Source organism: Tropicimonas omnivorans (genome assembly GCF_031846565.1).
Classification (GTDB): Bacteria; Pseudomonadota; Alphaproteobacteria; order Rhodobacterales; family Rhodobacteraceae; genus Tropicimonas_B; species Tropicimonas_B omnivorans.
In genome coordinates this window covers 913,789-938,807 of sequence record NZ_JAVRHL010000002.1, presented here as the reverse complement: position 1 = coordinate 938,807, position 25,019 = coordinate 913,789, and the positions used below count along the sequence as shown (strand labels likewise).

The window sequence follows — 25,019 nt, the reverse complement described above, 5'->3', positions numbered from 1 at the left end:
CGATCCTGTAATACAGGTTCTACCACATGTCATACAGCGCACTGCCGCTGCGTTGACGTGAGGGAGGACATCTACGTGATACTAGATCGCAGACGCGCGACCGCGCTTCTGGGCCAGGGCGGGTCGATTTTCGTCACGCTGTTCGGACTTCTGATCCTGACCTTCGTGATCGGCCGCATCATGCCGTCCGACCCGGTGCGCGCCATCGTGGGCGAAGACGCGACGCGCCAGGTCTACGAGACGGTCTACCGCCAGCTCGGGCTCGACCGTCCGGTCTGGGAGCAGTTTATCTTCTACGTGAGGGACGTCGCCACGCTCGATTTCGGCACCTCCATCCGCACTGGTCAGCCGGTGCTGACGGATATCCTGAGGGTCTTGCCCGCGACGATCGAACTGGCCACCTTCGCAATCCTCTTCGGCGCCGTCGTCGGCATTCCGCTCGGCGTGCTGGCGGCGGTCCACAAGGATCGCTGGCAGGACCACCTGATCCGCGTCTTCAGCCTCATGGGCCACTCGATGCCGATCTTCTGGACCGGCATGATCGGACTTCTGGTCTTCTATGCCTGGCTCGGCTGGGTGGGCGGCTCCGGACGGATGGACCAGTTCTATATCGGCCTCGTGCCCGAGCGGACGAACTTCCTGCTGATAGACAGCGCGCTGGCCGGCGAATGGGGCGTGTTCCGCAGCGCGATCAACCATATCCTGCTGCCCGCCACGCTCCTCGGCTATTCCTCCTCGGCCTACATCACGCGCATGACCCGCAGCTTCATGCTCGACCAGATCAACCAGGAATACATCACCACGGCCCGCGTCAAAGGCCTGTCGAACCGGCAGACGATCTGGCGCCACGCCTTCGGCAACATCCGGGTCCAGCTCGTCACCATCGTCGCGCTGGCCTATGGCGCGCTGCTCGAAGGCGCCGTGCTCATAGAGACGGTCTTCGCCTGGCCGGGCTTCGGCTCCTACCTGACCGCGAACCTCCTGATCGGGGACATGAACGCGGTGATGACCTGCGTGCTCGTGGTCGGCCTCATCTTCATCGGGCTGAACGTGATCTCGGACATTCTCTACCGCGTATTCGATCCCAGGACCCGCTCGTGATGTCAGATACCCTTCCCCAGAGCCCGCCCCGCCGGACCGCCCCGCAAGGGCTGGTGGTCACCGGAAACATCCTGCGCTTCTTGCTGAAGCAGCCGACCTCGGCCTTCGGCCTCGTCGTCCTCGCCCTGCTCGTCGGCTCCGCGATCCTGGCCCCCCTCCTCGCGACGCACGACCCCTACGTACAGGACCTGACGGGCACGCTCCTGCCCCCCTCGGCCGCGCATTTCTTCGGCACGGACGAGCTCGGGCGGGACATCTACAGCCGCCTTCTGCACGGCTCGCGCATCACACTCGTCATCATTTCCCTCGTGACGATCACGGTCGGCCCGATAGGCCTCCTCGTCGGCACTGTGGCGGGCTATTTCGGCGGCAAGACCGACACGATCCTGATGCGCCTGACGGATATCTTCCTGTCCTTCCCCTCCCTGATCCTGTCGCTTGCCTTCGTCGCGGCGCTCGGGCCCAGCCTCAACAACGCCATCATCGCCATATCGCTGACCGCCTGGCCGCCCATCGCGCGACTGGCGCGCGCGGAGACGCTGACGTTCCGCAAGGCGGACTTCATCTCCGCCGCAAGGCTTCAGGGCGCCTCCCCGGCCCGGATCATCTGGAAGTCGATCGTGCCGATGTGCCTGCCTTCGGTCGTGATCCGGCTGACCCTGAACATGGCGACCGTGATCCTCACCGCCGCCGGCCTCGGCTTCCTCGGTCTCGGCGCGCAGCCGCCGCTGCCCGAATGGGGCGCGATGATCGCCACCGGCCGGCGCTACATGATCGACTCGTGGTGGCTCGTCACCTTCCCGGGCGTCGCCATCCTCGCCGTCAGCCTCGCGTTCAACCTGCTCGGCGACGGCCTGCGCGACGCGCTCGATCCCAAGCAGATGCACCGGAGGTGACCCGATGAGCGACCCCGTCCTCGATATCAGCAATCTCTCCGTCCTCTACGGCGGCTCGACCACGCCGGCGGTCCGCGGCGTTTCCTTCACCCTCGGCCGGGAGCGCCTCGGGATCGTGGGCGAATCCGGCTCGGGGAAGTCCACCCTCGGCCGCGCCCTGATGAAGCTGCTGCCGACTGCCCGGATCACGGCGGACAGGATGCGGTTCGAGGATGTGGATCTGCTCGCGGCCACCGAACGCCGGATGCTGTCCCTCCGCGGGCGACGCATGTCGATGATCCTGCAGGATCCGAAGTTCTCGCTGAACCCGATCCGGAGGTGCGGAGACCAGATCTCCGAAGCCTACCGCACCCATTTCAGCACCAGCCGCGGCGAGGCGCGCGCGAAAGCCGTCGAGATGCTCGCCGCCGTGCAGATCCGGGAGCCGGAGCGGGTCTACGATCTCTACCCGCACGAGGTCTCCGGCGGGATGGGTCAGCGGATCATGATCGCGATGATGCTCCTGACGGACCCCGATCTCGTCATTGCCGACGAACCGACATCCGCGCTCGACGTCACCGTCCGTCTCCAGGTGCTGCGCATCCTGGACGGCCTGGTGCGCGAGAAGGGCATCGGCCTCGTGATGATCAGTCACGACCTCAGCCTGGTGCGGAACTTCTGCGACCGGGTCCTGATCATGTATGCCGGCCGTGTCGTCGAGACGCTCGCGGCCCGCGACCTCGACCGCGCGGAACACCCCTACACCCGCGCGCTTCTGGCCGCGCAGCCGCGCATTGCCGGGGACCGGGGGCCGCTTCCCGTGATGACCCGTGATCCCGCCTGGGCCGAGGAGACCGCCAGATGAAATCCCTGAGCGTCAGCGATCTGTCCGTCAGCTTCGGCGCACTGCAGGTGCTGCACGAGATCAGCTTCGACGTCCGTCCCGGCGAGTGCTTCGGCCTCGTCGGGGAATCCGGGTCCGGCAAGTCCACCGTCCTGCGCTGCGCCTCGATGCTGTGGTCCAACTGGACCGGTCAGGTGGGCATCGGCGATGCCGACGTCCGCACCATGAGCCCGTCGACGCGCTGCCGCACGCTTCAGATGGTGTTCCAGGACCCTTATGGCTCGCTCCATCCGCGCCACGCGATCCGGACGGTCCTGTCCGAACCCCTCAAGATACAGGGCGTGGGCGACCGGGATGCGCGCATGGCGCAGGCGATGATCGATGTCGGCCTGCCGGTGGATTTCCTCGACCGCTACCCGCACCAGCTCTCGGGGGGACAGCGCCAGCGTGTGGCCATCGCACGGGCGTTGATCGTGGAACCTGACCTGCTGCTTCTCGACGAGCCGACCTCGGCCCTCGACGTGTCGGTGCAGGCGGAGATCCTGAACCTTCTGGCAAAGCTGAAGGAGGAGAAGGGGTTCACCTATGTCATGGTGAGCCACGATCTCGCCGTGGTGGATCACATGTGCGACCGGTTCGCCGTGATGCAGGCGGGACGGATCGTGGAGATCCTCGACCACCAGGCGATCGCGGGCAATGGGGCGAGTGCCCCCTACGCGCGCGAGCTGATCGCCGCGAGCCTCGAATACGAACGGATTGCCTGACGCCCTGCCCCCGTTCCTGAGCGCGCGCCGCGCGGACCCAGACCTCGATCTGGGTTGGCAGGACGAATCCTTCGGAGCGTGGTGGACACGGCTCCTCGGCGCCTGGCAGAGCACCCTGCCTCCCACCGGGATCACCGGAGCCGCACGGAACGGCGACACGCTTCGGCTGACCCATGCCACCGGCGCCGTGACGCGGGGGCTGCTGACCTGCCCCCCCGGCCCCGGGCCCCACCCGGCGGTGATCCTCTTTCACGAGCATGGCGGCCGGTTCGACATCGGATGGGAGAAGCTTCACGACCTCCCGGCCTCGAAAGAGACCCGGGACGCGCTCTATGGCGGGCACTCCGCGGCGCTGGCGATGCAGGCGGCGGGCCTTGCCACGCTGAGTTGCGACGCGCCCTGTTTCGGATCGCGGCAAGCCGGCGGATACGACGGCCAGCAGGCCTTCGCGGCCGCCGCCATGGGCCTTGGCTGGAGCCTTGCGGGCCTCGCGGCATCGGAGCATGTCGCGCTCGCCGACTGGCTTACGGAGGATCCGCGGATCGGGCGCATCGGGGCGTTCGGTTTCTCCATGGGGGGCCATGCGGCCTGGGTGGCCGGCGCCCTCTCCCCGCGGATCGAGGCTGTCGCCTCCGCAAGCTGGCTTGCCTGCCGGGCGGACCTGATGGCCCCCGGGATGCCGCTGCGCTCGGGGCACTCGGCCTTCCATTTCCTCCATCCCGGCCTGTCCCATCGGGCGGACTACCCCGACCTCGCCGGTCTGGCCGCCGGCAAGCCGCTGTTCTTCCGTTCCGGCCGCGGCGATCGGCACATGCCGCAGGACAGCGTGCGCCGTGCCTGGTCCCATGTCGCCCGGATCGCCCAAGCCGCCGGTGGCCCCGCCCCCGACACCGCCTTTCACCCGCACGGCCATACCTGCCCGCCGGACGTGCTGGAGGCGGCTGCGTCGTTCCTCGCGGCGCATCTTGCCGGGCCCCGCACATGAAAGAGGGCGCGACCCGAAGGCCGCGCCCCTGACGCCGACTCGTCTGAGGAGGAGTCGTCAGCGTTACTTGGTCACATCCTCGAACCGCGTGATCCACGGGTTGATGATGAGGCCTGTGACCTCGTCCTGGTACGCCGCCGTCACGACGCGTTCCGAGAACGGCTGGATCGAGGGGACCTTGGTATCGATCAGCTCCTGGATCTCCCCGTAGAGCTCGATCTGCCGCTCCCGGTCGCCCTCGGTCAGGGCCGTCTCGATCAGCTCGTTCAGCTCCTCGTCCTGGTAGGACGTGCGCCAACCCTGGTAGTTGGTCAGCCCCGCCTCCTGCGAGTTGTCGGGATTGTAGATCACCGCGCGGAGGTTCGAGTCCGGGTGAGGCTCCTGGCCGCCGCCGCCCCGGCCGACGAGAAGCTCGAACTCGCGGTCCCGCATCGCGCCGTAGATCTGGCCGCCGTCGCCGGTGATGATCTCCGCCGAGATGCCGGCCTGCGCCAGCGTGTTCTGGATCGCCGTGGCGCTGTCGAGGAACTGCTGCTCCGAAATGACGCGGATCGTGGTCTCGAAGCCGTCCTCGTAGCCTGCCTCGGCCAGAAGCTCCTTCGCGCGGTCCACGTCGAGGGTGTAGCCCGGATCGTCCAGCGCGCCGAAGGCATTGCTGTTGATCGGGCGCTGCCGCTCCACGCCGAAATAGGGCATGATGGCGGAGTTGATGCCCTCGTAATCGATCAGGTACCGCAGCGCCTCGCGCACCTTGGGATCGGCATAGCGCTCATCCTCCATCGACACGGCGAGGTAGTAGAAGCCGGCGGAGGGCACCGTCTCGACCGCAATCTCCTCGTTCTCCTCGAGCGCGCTCAGGTCCGCCGCGGCCAGGGTGAAGCCGACGTCGATATCGCCCTGCTCGAGGCCCAGACGCTGGCTCTGGCTCTCGGGGAGGTGCCGCATCAGGATGCGCCGCATCTCGGGCACGCCGTCCCAGAATTCCTCGTTCCGGGTCAGGATGACGTATTCGTTGGAGCGCCAGTCACCGAGAACGAAGGCGCCCGAGCCGGCGGAGTTGTTCGTCAGCCATGCCTGCCCCATGTCGCCGTCCACGGCGTTTTCTTCGACGAGCTGACTGTCGACGATGGAGCCGATGCCGGCCTGCGTGAGGTACATCAGGATGAGCTGCGGGTCGTCCGGCTGCGGCAGGTTGATGGTGAAGGTATGATCGTCCTCCACGACGAAATGCTCGTCCACGCCCTCGGCGGTGAAGCCGCGGGAACTGAGGCCGGAGGATTGCGCGAGGCCGAGCTTCATGACCCGGTCGAGGCTGTACTTCACGTCCCGTGCGGTCAGCGGATTGCCGGAGGCGAAGGTCACGTCGTCGCGGAGCGTCAGCGTGACGGACATGTTGTCGTCCGAGTACTCCCAGCTTTCGGCGATGCGGGGCTGGAGCTCGTAGGTCTCGGGGTCGAACTGCACGAGGGCGTCGTAGACGTTGTTCAGAACCTGCACGGCTTCGCCGCCGGTGATCGCGGCGGGGTCCATGGTCAGGATGTTGTTCATCGTGAACGCGGCGACGAGCTGGTCGTCCGGCGTGTCGGCCGGCGCGGGCGCGGCGCCGACGGCGAGAGCGGCCATCGCGGCCGAGGCGAAGAGATGTTTCATGGGTCCTCCCTGGACGTGACATCAAAGGTTGCGGCCCGTCTTGCCGGGGCCTTGGCGCCGTCCTGTCGTCAGGCGACGCGGTTGTTCTCGATATGATCGAAGTCGATATCCTCGCCGAGACCGGGTCGGTCAGGGACGTGGATGTAGCCGTCCTCGTCCATCGGATCGGAGAGCGTCTTGAGGTAGTCGAACCCGTCATCGTATTCGAGGAACGGGTGCAGCAGGCCACGCTCGTACCACCTGGCATTCTTGGAGGCGGCGGCGACGTGCAGGTTCATGGCGGTGTTGCCGTGGATCTCGCATTCCATCCCGAAGGACTCGGCGAGGTGCATGGTCTTGAGCGCCGGGGTGATCCCGCCCACGTCGTTGACGCCGGTCCTGAGGATGTCGCAGGCGCCCTGCCGGATCCATTCGGCGCGATGCCAATGCTTGCCGGCGGCGCTTTCCGGCCCGATCACGGGGATGTCGAGATTGTCGGTCAGCCACTTGTATGATGACAGGGACTGCTCGTCGAGCGGCTCCTCGATCCAGGCGAAGCCGAGCTCGTGGAGGCCACGGCCAAGCGCCAGCGCGTCGGTGCGGCTGTACCAGTGGAAGGCGTCGAGCATCAGCGCGACGTCCGGCCCGACGGCCTCGCGCACCGCGGCGCAGGCCTTGAGGTCCATCTTCACATCAGGCGCCCACGAGACCGGCGGCATCCAAGTATGCAGCTTGATGCCCTTGTAGCCGCGTGCGACGAGGGTCTCGGCGAAGCGCCCGTAATCCTCAGGCGTCGCCAGACCTCCCTCGATCTCGTCTCCGCACATGATGGAGCCATAGGCCGGGATGCGGGTGCGGTAGCTGCCGATGAGCTTGTGCACGGGCTGGTTCAGAGCGCGGCCGGCCAGATCCCAGAGCGCGCAATCGACGACGGCGAGCGTGCGGTCCGTAAGCTGCGCCGCGGAGCCCCGCTGCCAGTGAGCCAGATCGTGCCAGAGGCGTTCGCGATCCCGGTGATCCTGTCCGATCAGGACCTTGCGCACGAACTTGTCGAGGACATGCGGCCGGACGATCTCGGGCGGGCAGAAGGAATATCCCTCGTCCCCGTCCTCGGTGCGGATCGTCAGGAGCGCGACCTCGACGGGATGCTCCGGCCCCGGATGCGCATGGCCGGCGCTGTCCGAATGGCGCCGGGTCATGTGCCGGAACACCGTTGTCGTGACGTCCTTGATGATCAACGTTTCTCGCCTCCGCCTCGCGTCTGTATAACAATACCTGTTATCTGTAATACAGGTTAGACAGCAGCGGGCCGCCCCGTCAATGCATTTCTCTTCTGACCCGGCGCAATCTTGGCAAGGCGTTACCGAACCGGTAGTCTCAACCTGTCATACAGAACAGGACCTACGACGCCATCATGGATGCCCAGACGCCCCCGGACCCGCCGCGAACGCGCGTGACCCAGATCGCGGAGAGCCTGCGCGCGCAGATCGAGGCCGGCCGCTACAAGGCCGGGGATCGTCTGCCGAGCGAGCGGGAGCTGACGGAGGCTCATTCGGTCAGCCGCACCGTGGTTCGGGAGGCGTTGGCGCTTCTCAGGGTCGACGGGCTGGTGGAGGCGCGCAAGGGCTCCGGCGTCTACGCGACCGGGCCGGGGCGCGCCGCGAAGCCGTTCGAGGATATCGATACCGAGCGGCTGTCGAGCGTGATCGAGCTCTTCGAGCTGCGCTCCGCCTTCGAGATCCGCGCCGCGGGGCTGGCGGCGATCCGGCGCTCGGCGGACCAGATCGACGCGATCGAGCGGACCCACGAGGCGGTCGCCCGCGCCATCGAGGACGGGGTATCGCCGCGCGAGGCGGATTTCGCCTTCCACGAAGCCATTGCGCTCGCGTCGAACAATCGGCGGTTCCCCGAATTCCTGGCTCTCATACGCCCCGGCATCATCCCGCGGGTGGAACTGAGGTCGGGCGGCGGCCCGCCCCGCCCCTACACCCCGAACCCGGACCTCGTGACCGAACACGCCGCCATCGCGAACGCCATCATCGACGGCGACAGGGACGCCGCCGAAGCCCGGATGGAGGCGCATCTCGAAGGCAGTCTGGAGCGCTACCGCAATTTGTGGCGCGGCGGCGCGTCCTGATCCCGGATCAGGCTTTGCGCGGGCGCTGTGCGAGGACCGAGATCAGCGCGAGGAGCCCCGAGCCCAGCATCAACACGACGGACACCGCGTTCAACACCGGCGTCGAGCCGACCTTCACCATCCTGTCGTACATGGTGATCGTCAGTGGCGCATCGGAGCCGACCAGCATGAGCGTTGTGTTGAAGTTCTCGAAGGAGACGAGGAACGCCACCACGAAGGCGGAGAAGAGCGCGGGAAAGAGGTAGGGCATCGTCACCGTTGCCAGCACCCGCACCCGGCTCGCCCCGAGATTCAACGCCGCTTCCTCGAGCGAGATGTCGAATTTCTGCAGTCGCGCCGCGATGACGAGGGAGGTGATGGTGGTCAGGAAGGACACCTGCCCCAGCACCACGAGCGGGATGCCGGGCCTGAGCCAGGTCAGGAACAGGCCGAGCGAGCGATCGGCGAAATTCGCCACCATCGAGGCGAAGACGAGGATGGAAATGCCGAGGATCACGCCCGGAATGACCAGCGGCACCACCATCAGCACGTAGAGAAGCGGCTTGAACCGGAAGGAGCGCCGCTCGAACAGGAAGGCGTTGCAGGTGCCCATCAGCACGGAGAGCGACGCCACGATGAGGCCGATATAGAGCGAGTTCTTCATGCCCCTGAGGAGCCGGTCATCGTGCAGGAGGCCGAGCTTCGGCTCCGAGGGCGAGACGAACCAGTCCCAGGTGAAGCCCTGCCAGGGGAGCGACGGAAAGAGCGAGTCGTTGAAGGCGAAGGCGCCGGCGGCAAGGAGAGGCGCCACGAGGTAGAGAAAGAAGATCAGGACGTACGCGCGGTAGATCCACAGCAGATGACGGGGCGATTGCATCGGCCTACTCCTTCGCCACGGTAGTCGCGAGACTCTGCCCGGTCAGCTTGAGCCCGAACCAGACCACGAGGGACGTGAAGACGAGCAGAAGGACCCCGAAGGTCGCCCCCGCCTCCCAGTTGTAGCGCGTGATGAACTGGCTGTAGATCTGCTCGGTGAACCAACTCGAATTCTTGCCGCCGAGGAGGATCGGCGTGAGGTAGCTGCCGGCGGTGAGCATGAAGGTGATGATGCAGCCCGCGACGATCCCCGGCATGGCATAGGGCACGATGATCCGGCGAAAGACGGTAAGGCGGGAGCCGCCGAGGTTGTAGCCGGCTTCGAGCAGCGCGTCGTCCATGCCCTGAAGGGTTGAGACGAGCGGCACGATCATGAACAGGATCACGGTATAGACGAGGCCGATGATCACCGTGACGTCGTTGTAGAGCATCTCCACCGGCTCGGCGATCAGCCCCAGGCTGACCAGCGCCGAAGAGACGAGACCGGTTTCCCGCAGAAGCACGATCCAGCCATAGGCGCGCACGAGGTCGCTGACCCAGAGCGGGATCAGGCACATCAGGAACAGCGCCGCACGGCTGCGCTCCTTCGCGATCTTGGCGATGTAGTAGGCCACCGGGAAGCCGAGGATCAGCGCGAGGATCGTGACGAGTATGGACATCCAGGCCGTGCGCAGGAGCGTGTTGCGGTAGATCGGCTCGCCGAAGAAGTCGGCATAGTTGCCAAGGCCGATCTCGTACTCGGCGATCCCCACCTTCTCCCGCAGGGAGACGTACCCGATGCCGAGCTGCGGCAGGACGATCAGAAGCCCGATCCAGAGCGCGAAGGGCGCGAAGAGGAGGATCAGCGAAAGCCGGCCCGCGTCGCGGCCCATCAGACCTCCCTCCCGGCGAAGACGCGCGCCCGGTCCGGCTGCCACGAGATGGTGACGGCGTCCCCCTCGCTGAGCGATTGGCGCTGGGCGCGGTCGGCGATCTCGATCAGGTGGCCGCTGCCTGTGCGCACCAGGATGCGGGAATTGGCGCCGTTGAAGAGAAGGCTGTCCACCGTTCCACCGAGCGACGACGCATACCCCCGGTCCTCCAGCGTCATTGCCTCGGGGCGAAGGAAGATCTCGACGGCGTCACCGACGCGGCTGTCATCGCAGAGCCGGCCGAGCACCGTTCCGCCCTCCTCCTCGAGCGCGATGCGCGCCTCCTGTCCCCTGACCTCCTCGATCCGGCCCGCAAGCCGGGTCGCGTCTCCCACGAAGCCGGCGACGAAGCCCGATCGCGGGTCGTCGTAGAGCTCCCGCGGGCTGCCGACCTGCTCGAACCGGCCGGCATTCATCACCGCGACGTTGTCGGACATCACCAGCGCCTCGGACTGGTCGTGGGTGATGTAGAGGAATGTGGTCTCGAACTGGTGCTGAAGCTGCTTCAGCTCGATCTTCATGTGCTCCCTGAGCTTCAGGTCGAGCGCGCCGAGCGGCTCGTCGAGCAGGAGCACGTCCGGCTCCAAAACCATGCAGCGCGCGATGGCGATCCGCTGCTTTTGACCACCGGAGAGCTGTTCGATCCGCTTGTCCTCGACGCCCGGAAGGCCGACGCGGTCGAGGACGCGGGCCACCTTGCCGCCGATCCCGGAGCGCGCATCGCCCCTGCAGCGCAGGCCGTATGCGATGTTCTCGCCGACATTCATCATCGGAAACAGGGCAAGGTGCTGGAACACCATCTTCACGTTGCGCCTGTTGGGCGGCTGACCGATCACGCTCTCGCCCTTGATCCTGATGTCTCCGGAGGTCGGGCTCTCGAAACCCGCGATCATCCGCATCAGAGTTGTCTTGCCGCATCCCGACGGTCCGAGAATCGAGAAAAACGAGCCGGAAGGAATATCGAGGGTCACGCCGGACACGGCCGTGAAGTTGCCGAAGCGCTTGGTGACGTCGGCGCAGCTGAGATCGTACATGGAAGGCCTTTCCGGTCGTGGAACCGGCCCGGGACGCGCACGCCCCGGGCCGAACTCAGATCGCGTCAGTCGCTCGACGCGGCCTTGATCCGCTCGAGCGCGATGCCCTCAAGATCCTCGATCCCCGGCGGGATGTTCGCGAAGAACTTGAGGTTGTCGATGTCCGACTGGTCGAAGGCCACCTCGACCGCCGCGCGTTTGTCCTCGGGCAGAAGCTCGATCCCGTTCGGCACCGCCGCGATGGCGCCGGTCGAGGCGGACATCAGCTCGACGATCTCCGGCCGCAGGACGAAATTGATCCACTTGTAGGCCGCATCGTCAGCCTGCCCGCCCCGCGGGATGGTGAACGTGTCGATCCAGGCCAGCGCACCGGTTTCCGGCGGGACGAAGACGATGTCCTCGTTCTCCGAGTAGATCTTGAATGCCGTCGAATCCCACGATTCCGACAGGACCACTTCGCCCGAGAGGATCAGCGCCGAGAGGTCGTCCCCGCCGTTCCAGTAGGCCTTGATGACGCTCTTGCAGTCGATGAGTTTCTCGGTGACCTGCTCGAGCATGTCCTCGTAGGCCTCGGTGTCATCGTAGAGCTCGAACGGGTTCATCCCCATGTCGAAGGCCATGCCGAGCAGGATCGTGCGGCGCAGGCGCATCGAGGTGCGGCCCTCGTAGGCCGGATCGCAGAGCGCCCCCCAGGTCGAGGCGTCCGGCGCCTCGGCCTTGTTCACCATGAGGCCCGTGGTCCCCCACTGGTGCGGTACGGAATAGACCTCGCCATCTATCGTCGTGTTGGCCTCGACGCCTTCCACCAGGTTCGGCGTCATCACGTCGCGGTCGATCTTCGACAGATCCAGCGGCTTGTAGATGTTGTACTCGACCTGCGCTGCATAGACGCGGTCGTGGCTCGGTTGAGCGAGGTCGTACCCCGTGCCACCCGTGGCCCGGAGCTTGGCGATCATCTCCTCGTTGTTGGAAAAGGTCACCTCGACGTCGATGTCGGGATATTCCTCCTCGAAGCGCTGGATGACCTCCTCCGGCGCGTAGCTGCCCCAGGTCATAAGCCGGAGCGTTTCCGCGGAGGCCGGCGCGGCCAGGAGCGCGGCGGCGGAGGCCGCCAGGATGGCGCGCATTGATCGGTTCATGTCATGTCTCTCCCGTTGTGCATGGTTCGTTGACGCGAGCCGTCTTCCGCGGCCCTGATGGATAGTTGAGGACCTGCCGGACCTCGCACCAAGGTCCATTAAGCCGCTTTCAGCACACCTATTCCAGTTTATAATCCGGCCCGATCGAGGAGACGGAATGTCGTGACCGACGCTGGCAGGAACCAGGGATCGCCGGTGTAGAACGGGCGCGCCGGGAAGGCGGGCCGCATCAGCGCGGTCTCGCCCCGCGCATCGCCCAGAACCCTGAGGCCGGCCTTCATCCCGAGGTAGGACGCCATCCCGACCCCCGAGCCACAATAGCCCATCGCGTGATGGATGCGTCCCTGGCTGCCGGTATGGGGCAGCGTATCGAACGTGAAGCCGACGAAGCCCATCCAGCTGTGCGTGATCGCGGTCTCGGCAAGTTCGGGAAAGAGCGCGACCATCTCCTGCCGCAATCTCTCTCCGGCAATGCCGGCGCCGAGCTCCCCCGCGCTCGTCCGCCCGCCGAAGAGGATGCGCCGCCCGTCCGGCGACGTCCGGAAGTAGTAGACCACACGGCGGCTGTCGGAGGCGATGCGGTTCGTCGGAAAGAGGCGCGCCACGAGAGCAGGATCCAGCTCCTCGGTCGCGACGATGTAGCTGCCGATGGGCACGATGCGGCGGCGGTGCCAGGGGGAGAGCGGGCCCGAATAGCCGTTCGTCGCCAGCACGACGTCGCGGGTTTCGATGGTCCCGCGGGGGGTCCGGACGGTGACGCCGAGGGCGGTCTCGTCGAGCGCGGATGCCGGCGTTTGCGGAGCGAGCGTGACGCCCGCCTGTCTTGCGCGTGCGACGAGGCCCGCGTGGTAGCGGCCGGGATCGAGGGCGGCATGGTGGTGGAAGACGGCGCCGCCATGATAGCGGTCCGTCCCCAGCTCTTCGCGCTGCCGGTCGCGGGGAACGAGGGTGATCGTCTCGCCGTCCGCAACTTTTTCCAGCGCGGCGTAGGCGCGCGGATGGGCGGCGGCGTGAAAGCGGCCGCAACTGCGGAAGTCGCAGTCGATCCTCTCCTCCCGCACGAAATCCTCGACATAGTCGCGGGAGGCGACGCCCTCGGCGAGGATGGCGCGGGCCGTCTCATCGCCGTGCCGCTTCCTGAGGATGGACAGGTCCGGCTTGATGGAGGTGCTGACCTGCCCACCGTTGCGCGTCGAGCACCCATGCCCGATCCGCCCCGCCTCCAGCACGACCACGCTGCGCCCGCCCCGCGCGATCCTGAGCGCGGCATGAAGCCCGGTATAGCCGGACCCCACGACGACGGCATCGGCGCGGGCGGGCAGATCGGGCCGCGCGATCGTCGCAAGGGGCGATGTGTCCCACCAGTAGGGGTGCGTTGCGGGGGCCATCGTGCTACCCGATCCGTCCGGCGACGCCCTTGATACGCAGGTAGTTGCGGACCGCAGCGAAGCCCTTCTCACGGCCGAACCCCGATCGGCGGTTGCCACCGAACGGCACTTCGATCCCGCCGGCGAAATACTCATTGAGGTAGACCTGCCCGGCATCCACGTCTCGCGCCAGCCTGTGCGCCCGCCCGAAGTCCGCCGTGTAAATCCCCGCAACCAAACCATAATCCGTACAGTTCGCAAGCTGGAGCGCGTGCGCCTCATCCTCCGCCACTTGCACGGAGAGGACGGGGCCGAAGATCTCGTCCTGCACCAGCGCATCGTCCGCCGGGACATCGTCGAAGATCGTCGGGGCGAAGAACCAGCCGGCGTTCGTCACGGGATCGGTGGCCACCGTGCCGCCGATGGTGGCGCGACGTCCCCGCGACAGCGCCGACTCCACCGCGGAGCGCACCCGGCCCAGATGCGCGTCCGAATTCAGCGGGCCAAGCGCCGGACGCCTCAGCCCGTGCCCCATCTCGATGGCCTGAGCCTTCTGGACGACCCGCGCGACCATCTCGCCATGAACAGCGCGGGAGACGATCAGGCGCGAGCCGGCCGAGCAGATCTGCCCGGCATTCTCGAAGATCGCGCCGATCACACCGTCTGCCGCCGCGTCCAGATCCGCATCCTCGAAGACGATCACCGGGGATTTTCCGCCAAGCTCCAGGACCACGCTCGCGACATTTCTCGCAGCCGCCTGCATGACACCGATCCCCGTGGGCACGGAGCCGGTGAAGGTCACGTGACGCACACCAGGGTGTGCAACGAGGGGGGCTCCTGCGTCCGGGCCCGTACCCGTCACCACGTTGCATACGCCCGTCGGAAGTCCGGCGCGCACCAGGAGCTCCGCCAGCATCAGCATGGTCAGGGGCGTCGTGTCGGCGGGCTTCGCGACCACCGTGCACCCCGCCGCCAGGGCCGGTGCGATGCCGCGCGCGGCGGTCGAGATCGGGAAGTTCCAGGGGATGATATGTGCGGTCACGCCCATGGGCTCGGGAAGCGAGTAGGCAATATGGTCGCTTCCGACCGGGAACGTCCCGCCCTCGATCTTGTCCGCCGCGCCTGAATAATACTCGAAGGCCCGCGCGGCCCCGGCGACGTCGCCTTCGGCCTCCTGCAACGGCTTGCCGCTGTCGAGGCTCTCGGCAAACGCGAAACGCGCCGCCTCCTGCCGCAGAAGCGCCGCCGCGCGCATCAGGATGGCGCCCCGCTCGGAGGGTTTCGTCCGCCCCCATGCGCGCTGAACCCGCTCGGCCGCCGCCACCGCCCGGTCCACATCTGCCGCGTCGCCGGCCGCGACGACGTGGAAGGGACGCGCGGCCCCGGCATCGAACGTCTCCATCCGGCCGCCATTCACCGGCGCGGCCCAGTCGCCCGCGATGAAGTGCCTGTCCGGCAGATCGGGCAGCGTGCCGTCCCCGAGGTAGCTCTCCACCATCTCTTCGATGCTCATGCCGCAGCCTCGCTCATCTGGTATGTCGCCTTGTCCAGCCAGTCCGGCGCGATCTCGACGCCCCATCCGGGCGCCTCCGTGACCCGCGCCTCGCCGTTCTCGATTCCGAACGGGCTCCGGACGAAGAGGCCGTCCTGCCACGGATAGTAATCCGCGCCTTCGATGGAGAATTCGAGGTACTTCCCCGCATTGGGAAGCGCCCTCAGCAGATGCATGGTAAAGAGGGTGACCATCGAGAGGTTCGCGCAATGGGGGGTCACCGGCAAACCGGCCGCCTCCGCCATCCGCGCCACCTGCATCGTGCGGCCGATCCCGCCGAGATAGAGAATGTCCGGCTGCGCGATGTCGACCGACCGAAGCTCGAACATCCGCTTCCATGTCGGGATCCAGCAATCCTGCTCGCCGCCCGTCACGTCGATGTCGAGCGCGGCGGAGACCTCGGCGGTCTGCTCCAGTTCCCAGTAGGGACACGGCTCCTCGAAATGGGTGATGCCGTGGTCCTCCAGCATCCGGCCATAGTGGATCGCCGCCTCGGGGCCGTAGCAGGAATTCGCATCTGCAAGGAGCGCCACGCCGTCGTCTGCGAATGCACGGCCGATGGCCGGGATGATCTCTTCGGTCCGGCCCTCCCACTCGTCCTGCCCCCGCCCGCATTCGGCACCGATGCGGAACTTGAAGGCGTCGAACCCGAACTCCCCGCGCAGGCGCCGGAAGCGTTCGGCCTCCGCTTCGGGCGTGATGTCCCGCTTCATGGAGGAGGCGTAGGTCCGCAGGACCCCGGCGCTGCCGCCAAGCAGCTCCGCGACCGGCTTGCCGAGAGCCTTGCCCCGCAGATCCCAGAGCGCGGTCTCGACACCCGCGATCGCGCGGCAGATATAGGACCCGGGGAACTTGTGCTCCCGCTCCAGCACCGTCTGGAAGAGGTCGTCCTGATCCTCGATCTCGATGCCCAGCACCCAGGGCGCGACCTGCCTGTGCAGCACCTGGACCGTGATGTCGGAGTGATAGGTCGAGACCTGGCCCCAGCCGGTCGCCCCGGTCTCGTCCGTGACCCGGACGAAGCCGACGAAGGGCGACGCGAAGGTTTCGATCCGTGTGAGATGCATGAGGTTTCGCCCTTCACGCCCGATGGCCCATGCGTACTTGGTACTTGCATAACGGACTGGCGATAAGGTCCACTTCGCGGAGGCCATGAGACCAATAGGCCAAGGAGACCGACATGAAACACGCAGGCGGTGCGCTGATCCCCAGCCTCACGATCGACCGGTCGGACAAGGCGACGCTGTCGACGCAGCTCGTGACGGGGCTGCGCCGGATGATCCTCACAGGCGACCTCGCCGTCGGGACGCGGCTTCCCGCGACGCGCATCCTCGCGCGCGATCAGGGCGTCTCCCGCACCACCATCGTCACGGTCTACGACCAGCTTCTCGCCGAGGGTCTGATCGTCAGCCGCGTCGGCGCCGGGACGTTCGTCAGCGAGGAGGTCTCCCTCGCACCTGCCCCGCCTCCCCTGACGGGAAACGATCCGCTGCCCCGCCTCGCCAGCCTCAGCCGCGGCGCCTCCGAGCAGTATTTCCCGCGCCTGTCGCACCCCGGATCTCCCCGCGCCTTCGTCACCGGCATGCCCGCGTTCGATGCCTTCCCGATGTCCACCTGGGCGCGGATCTCCTCGCAGTACTGGCGCAGCGCCCGTGCGGCGATCATGTCCTACCCGGACCCGGCGGGACTGCCCGAGCTTCGGCGCGCGATCTGCCAGCACCTGCGCGCCAATCGCGGGCTCGTCTGCGAGACCGAAGAGGTCTTCGTCTTCGCCGGCGCGCAGGATGCGTTCTCGCAGATCGCGGAGATGATCCTCGATCCGGGCGAGCCTGTCTGGATGGAGAACCCCGGCGCCATCGGTGCGCGGAACGCATTCTACTCCCGCGGCGCGCGCCTCGTGCCGGTGCCCGTGGACGAAGACGGGATCGACGTGTCGCAGGGCCTTGCACTGGAGCCCGCGCCCCGCGCCATCTTCGTCACCCCGGCGCACCAGCATCCGCTCGGCGTCACCATGTCCCGCGACAGGCGCTTCGAGCTTCTGGCGGCGGCAGGCGCGGCTGGAGCATGGATCGTCGAGGACGATTACGTCGGAGAATTCAACTACGCCAAGTCCCCGCTGCCGCCCCTCAAGGCGCTCGATGGCGGCGGGCGCGTGATCTATGTCGGCACCTTCTCGAAAGCCCTCTTCCCGGCCGTGCGACTGGGCTACGCGGTGATGCCGCCTTCGCTCGTCGATATCTTCGAGCGCGCGCTCGGCGCCACGGCCCACGGCGTGAGCAGCGCGATGCAGTCCATCGTGACGCGATTCATCGAGGAGGGGCATTTCAGCGCCCATATCCGGCGGATGCGCGAAACGTATGCCGAGCGGCGGGACACCCTGATCGAGGCAAGCGCACGGCACCTGTCCGGCCGGATCGACGTGCGCCCGACGGAGACAGGGTTTCACACCGTCGGTTTCCTGCCCGAGGGAGGGCTGGGCGAGGCGGAGCTGGAGCGGAGGGCGGAGGGGGCCGGCCTGGCGACGGCATCTCTCGGGCGCTTCGCCCTCGCTCCCCTGACGCGCAAAGGGGTGACGCTGGGCTTCAGCGCGGTGCCGCCGGCGGAGCTCGCCCGCGGCGTCGAACGTCTCGCGGCGCTCCTAGGTTCGGTCAGTTCACCGCCCGGATCAACTCCGCCGCCCGCTCGCCGATCATCAGGCAGGGCGCACCCAGATTGCCCGCCGGGATCGTCGGCATGATGGAGGCATCGGCAACCCGCAGGCCCGCGATCCCGTGGACCCTGAGCTCGGGGTCGACGACCGATGTGGCCGGATCGGGCCCCATGGCGCAGGTGCCGCAGGGATGGAAGACGGAGCCGGATCTGGCACGGATGTAGTCGGCCATGTCCTCCCGCCCGGTCACGCCCGCGCCCGGCAGCTTCTCCTCGCGGACCACTCCCGCCACGGGAGCTTCGGCGGCGATGCGGCGCAGGATTTCGGTTCCCTCCAGCATCTCCTCCATGTCCTCCGGCTCGGCATAGTAGCGCGGATGGATCTCCGGCGGCTCGGCCGGATCGGCGGAGCGGACATGCAGCCAGCCGCGGCTCCTGGGGTGGCAGTTGGACAGACCCATCATGAAGCCGGGGAAGCTGTCGGGCTTCGTCAGCCGCCGCTTCCCGGGAACCGCGCGGGTGTAGGACAGGGGCGAGAAGTAGAGTTGCAGGTTCGGCCGGTCCCGTCCCGGTCCGCTCCTGACGAAGCCGCCGGCCTGATTGACACTCAGGCTGAGCGGACCGCCCCGCGTCGCGACGTAGCGCAGCCCCGCCATGCCCCGGGCCATGAGTGGCCCGAGCACGGAATTGAGCGTCGGAACGGTCGCCTCGTAGACGAAGTCGAATCCGACATGATCCTGCAGGTTCCGGCCGACCTGCGGCCGCGCCAGCACCGTCTCGATCCCGAGGGCGGACAGTCGCTCCGGATCGCCGATGCCGGACAGCTGGAGGATCTGCGGTGAGCCGATCGCGCCGGCGCTCAGGATGACTTCCCGGCGCGCGCGCAAGCTCACGAGGCGGTCCCCCTTGCGATACTCCACGCCGACCGCGCGGTGTCCCTTGAAAAGAATGCGGGTGACGTGAGCTTCGGTTTCGAGACGCAGGTTTGAGCGTTTCAGGGCGGGCCTCAGATACCCCGTCGCCGCCGAGCAGCGCAGTCCCCGGCGGGTGGTGATCTGGTAAAAGCCGACGCCTTCCTGATCGGCCCCGTTGAAATCGGCATTGTCCCTGAACCCGGCCCGCCTCGCGGCATCGAGAAACGCGTGACCGAGAGAATGGGCATGTGCCGCGATATCGGTGATCGTAATCGGACCGCCCGCCGCGCGATACGTGTCGGAGCCGGCAAGATTGTCCTCCAGCCGACGAAAGGCGGGGAGCAGGTCTTGATAGCTCCAGCCGGTGTTGCCGGCCTCGGCCCAGGCGTCGTAATCCCGCGCCTGCCCCCGGATGAAGACCATCGCGTTGATCGATGAGGACCCGCCGATGACCTTGCCCCGCGGCCAGTAGGCCGCCCGCCCGCCAAGGCCCGGATCCGGCTCCGTCATGTAGCGCCAGTTGAGCCTTGGATGGTGAAACGCGCCGCCGTACCCGATCGGCATGCGCACCCAGAGGCTCCGGTCCGACCCGCCTGCTTCGAGCACCGTGACATTCAGATCCCGCCGAACCGAAAGCCGCGAGGCGAGGACGCATCCCGCCGACCCGGCCCCGACAATGACGATATCCGTTTCCTCGTGCTCCGGCCCGGTCATGAAACTCTCCGCCATTCGTATTCCTGCGAAAGCCTATACCGGTAATTTTCCTTAACGTAAGCCCGAGCCATTGCGTATCTTTGAAAGGACCATTCGCGGACACGTCCTCGCAATTCATGGGCGAGTGTAGCGAGAAAAATTCCCGTCAAATTGCGAAGCTCGTGGGTGGTTCGCATTTCGAAATTGATAATGAAAATTCTGCCACTCGAGCATTCGGAAAGAACTGATCGGTGAATCAAGGCCGATCCCGCCGGCCCGGCGACTTACCGCGGCTCCCCGCTTTTGCCATCTGCAACCCGCGCTCTCACCGTTGCGGAAAGCGCAGTCTCCGCGGAGCATCGGACACGCCGCACCGTCCGGCTGAGGCTCCCTCCGCGCGTCCGCGCTGTCCGCAACGAGGCCACGTTGAATGACTCGCTCTCTCGAGCCCCGCCTTCATCCGGACCAAATCCCGGAAGTTGAGCGATTTACCGCAGCGTTCAACACCCGATTGTGACTTGAACATTATGAAGAAATAGGTTCCGAAACGAGCCCATCCTTGAGATCCTGTCTGCACGCCCCCGCGTACAGAAAAGGACGTGAGTACTTAGCCGCATGCTATCGCTGTTGATCTACACGCTTGCCGCGTTCTTCGTGGTCATCGCGGTCATGAACCTCGCATCGTCCGCATCCTTTCGCGGACGGTACGCGCTGGTGGGGCTGCCCATCTGGATGCACTGGGTCACCGGCGCGCTGGAACTCGTGACCGCGGCGCTGCTCATCTTTCCGCCGACCCGATTTGCCGGTGCGGCGCTCGGTTTCGGCGTGATGTTGTCCGCGACGTTCACATTGATCCAGCACCGCATGCCGCTGAACGCCGCTTTCCCTGCATTCATCAGCATGGCGCTCGCGATAATCGCCTTCACGAGGTGAGCCTCAGTAGATCGCGGTCTCTCTCGTGCCGGAACGGCTCCAGCCGCGATACATGCCCTCGCAGTTGAACGGCACTGCGATCTCCCCGTCCCGGCCCACGGCGATGAGCCCGCCGCTTCCGCCGATTGCCGTCAGGTCCGTGCCGATGACGGCGCCGGCGGCGGCCTCCAGAGACTCCCCCGTCAGCCGCATCCGCGCGTCGATCTCATGGGCGACCGAAAGGCGCAGGAAGGCCTCGCCGTCCCCGGTGGCGGAAATCGCACACGTGCGGTTGCAGGCGAAGGTTCCCGCCCCGACGATCGGAGTGTCACCGACGCGGCCGGGCCGCTTGGCCGTCATTCCGCCGGTGGAGGTCGCCGCGGCGAGATTGCCGAAGCTGTCTCGCGCGACGGCGCCCACGGTGCCGTGGCGCCGGGCGGGATCGTCGTCGAGCGTGCCCTCGGCCTCCATCCGCAGCGTCTCCTGCAGGCTGTCCCAGCGCTCCTCGGTGAAGAAGTAGGCGTCCCCCTCGAAGGGGAGGCCGGCATCGCGGGCGATCGCGAGTGCCCCCTCGCCGATCATCAGGACATGCGGCGTGCGGTCCTTGATCAGCCGGGCCAGAGCGATGGGGTTTCGCGGCCCGCAGATCCCGGCGACGGCGCCGGCGGACCGGTCCGTGCCATCCATCATCGCGGCGTCCATCTCGTGCTTGCCGCCGCTGGTGAAGACCGCCCCCCGCCCGGCGTTGAAGAGCGGTTCGTCCTCCAGCGCGGTCACTGCCGCCGTCACGCCGTCGAGCGCGGAGCCGCCGTCTTTCAGGACCTCCTCGCCCGCGGCGAGGACACGGTCGAGCGCCGCGCCGGTCTCGGCCTCGCGCTCCGGCGTCATCCGCTCGCGCGGAAGAACGCCGGCACCGCCATGAATGACCAGGGTGTATTCAGTGTCGCCCGCCATCGTCTCATGTCCTTCCACCGCCCGGAAAAAAGGCGAGATGACTGCCGATGCCGCACCGAGATGTGACATCCGCGCATCGCGCTGCCGGGATGTTGCAGTTTTCAGCCTTTGTTTAATCCCATACTGATAGACGTTCCAGAGAGTTGAACGTCGCAAGACGCGCGTCACGGGGGCCCCGGGTGATGAACATGAATGCCAAGGTGAAGATGCAGGGGCCTCTCGTGGCCATCGGGGGCGCCGAGGACAAGGCGTCCGAAGCCCAGATCCTGCGCCACGTCGTGTCCCTCTCCGGCAAGGAGGCGCCCATCGTCGGGGTCATCACCACCGCCAGCAGCATTCCGGAAGACGTCTACGCCGCCTACGAGGACGCGTTCAGGCTATTCGGCGCGGACGAGGTTCTCGACGTGCGCATACGGGACCGCAAGGATGCCGAGGCGGATGAATTCGTCGCGATGATCCGGCGGTCCGATATCGTCTTCCTCTCTGGCGGCGACCAGATGCGGCTGACGAACGTTCTCGGTGCCTCCGCCGCGCTGGACGCGATCCGCGAGCGCCGGGCGAGCGGCGCCGTCATTGCCGGGACGAGCGCTGGTGCGGCCTGCCAGTCCCGCACGATGGTCTACGGCGGCTCGCCGGACGATTCGCTCCGCAAGGGCGCGGTGAAGATGACCGCAGGCTTCGGGTTCGTCGAAGACGTCATCATCGACACGCACTTCCTGGAACGCGGCCGGTTCTCCCGGCTGATGGAGGTCGGAACGACGAACCCCGAATACCTGGGTGTCGGCCTCGGCGAGAATGCCGGTGTGCATTTCGACGGGAACATCATGCGGGCGCTCGGGCCCGGTCATGTCATCCTCGTGGACAGCTCCGACATCGGCGGCTCCAACGTGTTCGAGCTTCACGACGGGGAACCGGTGGCGGTCTCCAACGTTAAGATGCACGCGCTCGTGAACGGCTACGGATTTGACATGGGGACCAGACGGGTTCTCGGACCGGACGAGCTAGAGGCATTGGCCCTGGAGCACAGTATTGCATATTCTTGAGCACCGCGCACTCCGCGGGCCGAACTACTACAGCCGCTACCAAGCGATCTACCTGCGGCTCGACATTCAAGATCTCGAGGAGCGCCCGAGCGACAAGGTCGAAGGGATAGCGGACCGGCTCGAGGCCCTCATCCCCAGCATCTACGATCATCGCTGCTCGATCGGCGAGCCGGGCGGTTTCCTGCAGCGGGTCCGGAACGGCACCTGGGCCGGCCACATGGTCGAACATGTCGCGATCGAACTGCAGAACCTCGTCGGTTTCTCGGTGGGCTACGGCAAGTCCGTCGACAGCTACGACAAGGGCATCTACCACGTCATCTATCGCTACCGGGACGAGGCCACCGGCCTTGCCGCCGGCGAGGCGGCGGTGGAGATCGTCCGCAAGCTCTACGACGGCGAGGAAGTCGACCTTCAGCCGCATATCGACAAGCTGAAGGAGGTGCGGGACGCCCACGCGCTCGGCCCGTCCACCGGCTCCATCGTCGCGGCCGCCAAGGCGCGGAACATCCCCGCCTACAATCTCACCGAAGGCACGAGCTACACGCAGCTGGGATACGGCATACGGCAGCGGCGCTTTCAGGCGACGGTCACGGATGCGTCCGGGATCATCGGCCACTCCATCGCCGACGACAAGGAATGGACCAAGCAGATCCTCGGCGATGCCGGCATCCCGGTGCCCCGCGGGGAGACGTGTTATTCCTGGGAAGAGGCGCAGACGGCGGCGGAGTGGATCGGCTGGCCGGTCGTCACAAAGCCGCTGTCGGGCAATCACGGCCGCGGCGTCACCACGGACATCGCGTCGACGGAGGATCTGAAGTCCGGTTACGAGGCCGCCGTCGCCCGCGCTCGGGATGACTATGCCGGCGTCATCGTCGAGAGTTACATCAAGGGTGAGGATCATCGGATGCTGGTGATCGGCGGCAAGCTCGTCGCCGCCGCCCGTCGCCGCCCCGCCCATGTCACGGGCGACGGCAGCCGCACGATCCGGGAGCTGATCGACGCGGAGAACACCGATCCCCGCCGGGGCGTGGGGCACGAGAACCTCCTGACGCAGATCGTCGTGGACGAGCAGACCGAACGGATGCTGGAGCAGGCAGGCTACGCGCTCGACACGGTGCTTCCCGAGACCGAGGTGGCGTTCCTGAAATCCACCGCGAACATCTCCACCGGCGGCACCGCGGCCGATCTCACCGACGAGGTCCACCCCGAGGTGCGCTTCACCATGGAGAGGATTGCCCGGATGATCGGGCTCGACGTGATCGGCATCGATCTTCTGTGCGAGACCGTGTCCCGTCCGCTCGAGGAGCAGTCCGCCGGGATCGTCGAGGTCAATGCCGGCCCGGGGTTCCGGATGCACATGTCCCCCACCCATGGCAAACCGCGCGAGGTGGGCGAGGCGGTCGTGCAGATGCTCTTCCCCGACCCGACGGATGACGGCCGCATTCCGATCACCGCGATCACGGGCACGAACGGCAAGACCACGACGACGCGCCTGACCACTCACCTTCTGCGTCAGGCCGGCAAGTCCGTCGGCATGGGGTGCACGGGCACGGTGGAGATCGACAACCATGTCATCCTCCGCGGTGATTATTCCGGCCCCGCGGCGGCGCAGGCCGTCCTGCGCGAGCCGACCGTCGAGCACGCGGTCCTCGAGGTCGCCCGTGGCGGCATCATGCGCCGGGGCCTCGGCTTCGACGAGGCGAATGTCGGCGTCCTTCTGAACATCGCGTCGGACCATCTCGGCGAGCGGGACATCCACACTTTGGAGGAACTCGCACGCTGCAAGACGGTCGTGGTCGATGCGGTCAAGCGCAAGTCGGAGGGCGGCTTCTGCGTCCTCAACGCGGACGACCCGCTCGTCATGGAGCATGGCACCTACTGGTCCCGCGGGGAGATCATCTACTTCACGATGGACCCCGACAATCCGGACCTCAGCCAGCACCTGAGCGAGCTTGGCATGGTGCTCACCGTGCGCAACGGCTGGATCGTCCTGCTGCGCGGCAAGGTCACCGTGGAGATCGCCGAGATCAACGACGTGCCGATCACCTTCGAGGGGCATGCGCCCTTCAACATCCAGAACGCGATGGCGGCGTCGGCCGTCGCCCTCGCCCATGGCCTCGAGATCGACGATATCCGCGCCGGCCTCATGACGTTCCACCCCACCCCTGCGCAGATGCCGGGCCGCACGAACTACTTCGAGGCGGACGGGGTGAAGTGCCTGATCGACTACGGCCACAACGTTCCCGCGCTCCAGGCGCTGGAGCCGCTGGTCAACGGTCTCGGAACGCAGCGGAAGATTGCCGTCTCCACCGCGCCCGGCAACCGCAGGGACGAGGACCTCAAGGGCCTCGGCGCGCAGCTTGCCGCCATGTGCGACGTGGTCTTCGTCTACGAAAGCGATTCGCGGGGGCGGGCCGAGGGCGAGGTCGCCGCGCTGATCTCGGACGGGGCGCGCGAGGCGGGATCGGCCGGTCGCGTCGAGGTTATCATGAGCGAGGCTGACGCCGTCGAGCGGGCCATCGAGCTCGCCGAAGAGGGCGACTTCCTCCTTCTGCTCGTCGATGACATCGAAGGGACCACCGCGCGGCTCAAGGGGCGCAGTTACGGCGAACAGGCCGATCTGGCGCGAACCTGAGCGGCGACGCGGCACCATCAAGACAC

21 protein-coding genes are annotated in these 25,019 nt (G+C 66.8%); 10 read left to right on the top strand and 11 right to left on the bottom strand.

The features are described from left to right. Positions 1-75: 75 nt before the first annotated feature. Genes RM543_RS09770 through RM543_RS09750 form a run of 5 tightly spaced genes read left to right on the top strand, consistent with a single transcriptional unit; the run spans position 76 to position 4,569 of the window. Positions 76-1,101, top strand: a complete 1,026-nt coding sequence (locus RM543_RS09770; protein WP_311691020.1) for an ABC transporter permease — start codon at positions 76-78, stop codon at positions 1,099-1,101. Next, positions 1,101-1,997 carry an ABC transporter permease gene (locus RM543_RS09765; RefSeq protein ID WP_311691018.1) on the top strand — a complete coding sequence of 299 codons (897 nt, stop codon included), beginning with the start codon at positions 1,101-1,103 and terminating at the stop codon, positions 1,995-1,997. Before RM543_RS09770 ends, RM543_RS09765 begins: the two co-directional genes overlap by 1 nt. Before the next feature lie 4 nt (positions 1,998-2,001). Further along, positions 2,002-2,841: an ABC transporter ATP-binding protein gene (locus RM543_RS09760; RefSeq protein WP_311691016.1), complete on the top strand. Its 840-nt coding sequence runs from the start codon at positions 2,002-2,004 to the stop codon at positions 2,839-2,841. Beyond that, positions 2,838-3,584, top strand: coding sequence for an ABC transporter ATP-binding protein (locus tag RM543_RS09755; RefSeq protein ID WP_311691014.1), 747 nt, complete (start codon positions 2,838-2,840; stop codon positions 3,582-3,584). The genes RM543_RS09760 and RM543_RS09755 overlap by 4 nt, the downstream gene beginning before the upstream one ends. Next, on the top strand, positions 3,577-4,569 hold the full coding sequence (locus RM543_RS09750) for an alpha/beta hydrolase family protein (RefSeq protein ID WP_311691012.1): 993 nt from the start codon (positions 3,577-3,579) through the stop codon (positions 4,567-4,569). The genes RM543_RS09755 and RM543_RS09750 overlap by 8 nt, the downstream gene beginning before the upstream one ends. A 63-nt stretch (positions 4,570-4,632) precedes the next feature. On the opposite strand, the gene RM543_RS09745 is transcribed toward RM543_RS09750, so the two are convergent. Both RM543_RS09745 and RM543_RS09740 read right to left on the bottom strand, forming a co-directional pair. Beyond that, a complete protein-coding gene (locus tag RM543_RS09745; protein WP_311691010.1) occupies positions 4,633-6,219 on the bottom strand; it encodes an ABC transporter substrate-binding protein in 1,587 nt (528 codons plus the stop codon). A gap of 68 nt (positions 6,220-6,287) precedes the next feature. Further along, the gene (locus tag RM543_RS09740; RefSeq protein ID WP_311691008.1) at positions 6,288-7,436 is read right to left on the bottom strand and encodes a mandelate racemase family protein; all 1,149 of its coding nucleotides are present in this window, start codon (positions 7,434-7,436) and stop codon (positions 6,288-6,290) included. A gap of 215 nt (positions 7,437-7,651) precedes the next feature. Between RM543_RS09740 and RM543_RS09735 the strand changes: the two genes are divergently transcribed. Continuing rightward, the gene (locus RM543_RS09735) at positions 7,652-8,335 is read left to right on the top strand and encodes a FadR/GntR family transcriptional regulator (protein ID WP_311691006.1); all 684 of its coding nucleotides are present in this window, start codon (positions 7,652-7,654) and stop codon (positions 8,333-8,335) included. A 7-nt stretch (positions 8,336-8,342) separates the two neighbouring features. On the opposite strand, the gene RM543_RS09730 is transcribed toward RM543_RS09735, so the two are convergent. The 7 genes from RM543_RS09730 to RM543_RS09700 form a co-directional block, all read right to left on the bottom strand. Next, positions 8,343-9,191, bottom strand: coding sequence for an ABC transporter permease (locus RM543_RS09730; RefSeq protein WP_311691004.1), 849 nt, complete (start codon positions 9,189-9,191; stop codon positions 8,343-8,345). Between the two features lie 4 nt (positions 9,192-9,195). Further along, a complete protein-coding gene (locus RM543_RS09725) occupies positions 9,196-10,062 on the bottom strand; it encodes an ABC transporter permease (RefSeq protein ID WP_311691002.1) in 867 nt (288 codons plus the stop codon). After that, complete coding sequence (locus RM543_RS09720) at positions 10,062-11,135, bottom strand: ABC transporter ATP-binding protein (RefSeq protein ID WP_311691000.1); 1,074 nt, start codon at positions 11,133-11,135, stop codon at positions 10,062-10,064. The genes RM543_RS09725 and RM543_RS09720 overlap by 1 nt, the downstream gene beginning before the upstream one ends. Positions 11,136-11,200: 65 nt before the next feature. Then, positions 11,201-12,274: an extracellular solute-binding protein gene (locus RM543_RS09715; protein WP_311690998.1), complete on the bottom strand. Its 1,074-nt coding sequence runs from the start codon at positions 12,272-12,274 to the stop codon at positions 11,201-11,203. A 128-nt stretch (positions 12,275-12,402) separates the two neighbouring features. After that, complete coding sequence (locus tag RM543_RS09710) at positions 12,403-13,662, bottom strand: NAD(P)/FAD-dependent oxidoreductase (RefSeq protein WP_311690996.1); 1,260 nt, start codon at positions 13,660-13,662, stop codon at positions 12,403-12,405. 4 nt (positions 13,663-13,666) lie between these two features. Continuing rightward, positions 13,667-15,154: an aldehyde dehydrogenase family protein gene (locus RM543_RS09705; RefSeq protein WP_311690994.1), complete on the bottom strand. Its 1,488-nt coding sequence runs from the start codon at positions 15,152-15,154 to the stop codon at positions 13,667-13,669. Continuing rightward, positions 15,151-16,260 carry a mandelate racemase/muconate lactonizing enzyme family protein gene (locus tag RM543_RS09700; protein ID WP_311690992.1) on the bottom strand — a complete coding sequence of 370 codons (1,110 nt, stop codon included), beginning with the start codon at positions 16,258-16,260 and terminating at the stop codon, positions 15,151-15,153. Before RM543_RS09700 ends, RM543_RS09705 begins: the two co-directional genes overlap by 4 nt. Positions 16,261-16,373: 113 nt before the next feature. On the opposite strand from RM543_RS09700, the gene pdxR reads away from it, so the two are divergent. Continuing rightward, positions 16,374-17,930 carry a MocR-like pyridoxine biosynthesis transcription factor PdxR gene (gene pdxR / locus RM543_RS09695; RefSeq protein ID WP_311690990.1) on the top strand — a complete coding sequence of 519 codons (1,557 nt, stop codon included), beginning with the start codon at positions 16,374-16,376 and terminating at the stop codon, positions 17,928-17,930. Here the strand turns inward: pdxR and RM543_RS09690 are convergent. Then, positions 17,842-19,485, bottom strand: coding sequence for a GMC family oxidoreductase (locus tag RM543_RS09690; protein WP_311690988.1), 1,644 nt, complete (start codon positions 19,483-19,485; stop codon positions 17,842-17,844). The genes pdxR and RM543_RS09690 overlap by 89 nt on opposite strands. 579 nt (positions 19,486-20,064) lie before the next feature. On the opposite strand from RM543_RS09690, the gene RM543_RS09685 reads away from it, so the two are divergent. Then, entirely contained in the window at positions 20,065-20,382 is a 318-nt protein-coding gene (locus tag RM543_RS09685; RefSeq protein WP_311690986.1) for a DoxX family protein, read from the top strand. A gap of 3 nt (positions 20,383-20,385) precedes the next feature. On the opposite strand, the gene RM543_RS09680 is transcribed toward RM543_RS09685, so the two are convergent. Then, positions 20,386-21,315: an isoaspartyl peptidase/L-asparaginase family protein gene (locus tag RM543_RS09680; RefSeq protein WP_311690984.1), complete on the bottom strand. Its 930-nt coding sequence runs from the start codon at positions 21,313-21,315 to the stop codon at positions 20,386-20,388. A gap of 182 nt (positions 21,316-21,497) precedes the next feature. On the opposite strand from RM543_RS09680, the gene RM543_RS09675 reads away from it, so the two are divergent. Together RM543_RS09675 and cphA are read left to right on the top strand one after the other, a co-directional pair. After that, the gene (locus tag RM543_RS09675) at positions 21,498-22,358 is read left to right on the top strand and encodes a cyanophycinase (RefSeq protein ID WP_311690982.1); all 861 of its coding nucleotides are present in this window, start codon (positions 21,498-21,500) and stop codon (positions 22,356-22,358) included. Next, the gene (gene cphA, locus RM543_RS09670; protein ID WP_311690980.1) at positions 22,345-24,993 is read left to right on the top strand and encodes a cyanophycin synthetase; all 2,649 of its coding nucleotides are present in this window, start codon (positions 22,345-22,347) and stop codon (positions 24,991-24,993) included. Before RM543_RS09675 ends, cphA begins: the two co-directional genes overlap by 14 nt. Positions 24,994-25,019 lie beyond the last annotated feature (26 nt).

Coding starts and splice junctions, on each gene's coding strand:
- RM543_RS09765 (WP_311691018.1), top strand. CDS start 1,101: ATGTCAGATACCCTTCCCCAGAGCCCGCCCCGCCGGACCGCCCCGCAA.
- RM543_RS09760 (WP_311691016.1), top strand. CDS start 2,002: ATGAGCGACCCCGTCCTCGATATCAGCAATCTCTCCGTCCTCTACGGC.
- RM543_RS09755 (WP_311691014.1), top strand. CDS start 2,838: ATGAAATCCCTGAGCGTCAGCGATCTGTCCGTCAGCTTCGGCGCACTG.
- RM543_RS09745 (WP_311691010.1), bottom strand. CDS start 6,219: ATGAAACATCTCTTCGCCTCGGCCGCGATGGCCGCTCTCGCCGTCGGC.
- RM543_RS09730 (WP_311691004.1), bottom strand. CDS start 9,191: ATGCAATCGCCCCGTCATCTGCTGTGGATCTACCGCGCGTACGTCCTG.
- RM543_RS09725 (WP_311691002.1), bottom strand. CDS start 10,062: ATGGGCCGCGACGCGGGCCGGCTTTCGCTGATCCTCCTCTTCGCGCCC.
- RM543_RS09720 (WP_311691000.1), bottom strand. CDS start 11,135: ATGTACGATCTCAGCTGCGCCGACGTCACCAAGCGCTTCGGCAACTTC.
- RM543_RS09715 (WP_311690998.1), bottom strand. CDS start 12,274: ATGAACCGATCAATGCGCGCCATCCTGGCGGCCTCCGCCGCCGCGCTC.
- RM543_RS09710 (WP_311690996.1), bottom strand. CDS start 13,662: ATGGCCCCCGCAACGCACCCCTACTGGTGGGACACATCGCCCCTTGCG.
- RM543_RS09705 (WP_311690994.1), bottom strand. CDS start 15,154: ATGAGCATCGAAGAGATGGTGGAGAGCTACCTCGGGGACGGCACGCTG.
- RM543_RS09700 (WP_311690992.1), bottom strand. CDS start 16,260: ATGCATCTCACACGGATCGAAACCTTCGCGTCGCCCTTCGTCGGCTTC.
- pdxR (WP_311690990.1), top strand. CDS start 16,374: ATGAAACACGCAGGCGGTGCGCTGATCCCCAGCCTCACGATCGACCGG.
- RM543_RS09690 (WP_311690988.1), bottom strand. CDS start 19,485: ATGGCGGAGAGTTTCATGACCGGGCCGGAGCACGAGGAAACGGATATC.
- RM543_RS09685 (WP_311690986.1), top strand. CDS start 20,065: ATGCTATCGCTGTTGATCTACACGCTTGCCGCGTTCTTCGTGGTCATC.
- RM543_RS09680 (WP_311690984.1), bottom strand. CDS start 21,315: ATGGCGGGCGACACTGAATACACCCTGGTCATTCATGGCGGTGCCGGC.
- RM543_RS09675 (WP_311690982.1), top strand. CDS start 21,498: ATGAACATGAATGCCAAGGTGAAGATGCAGGGGCCTCTCGTGGCCATC.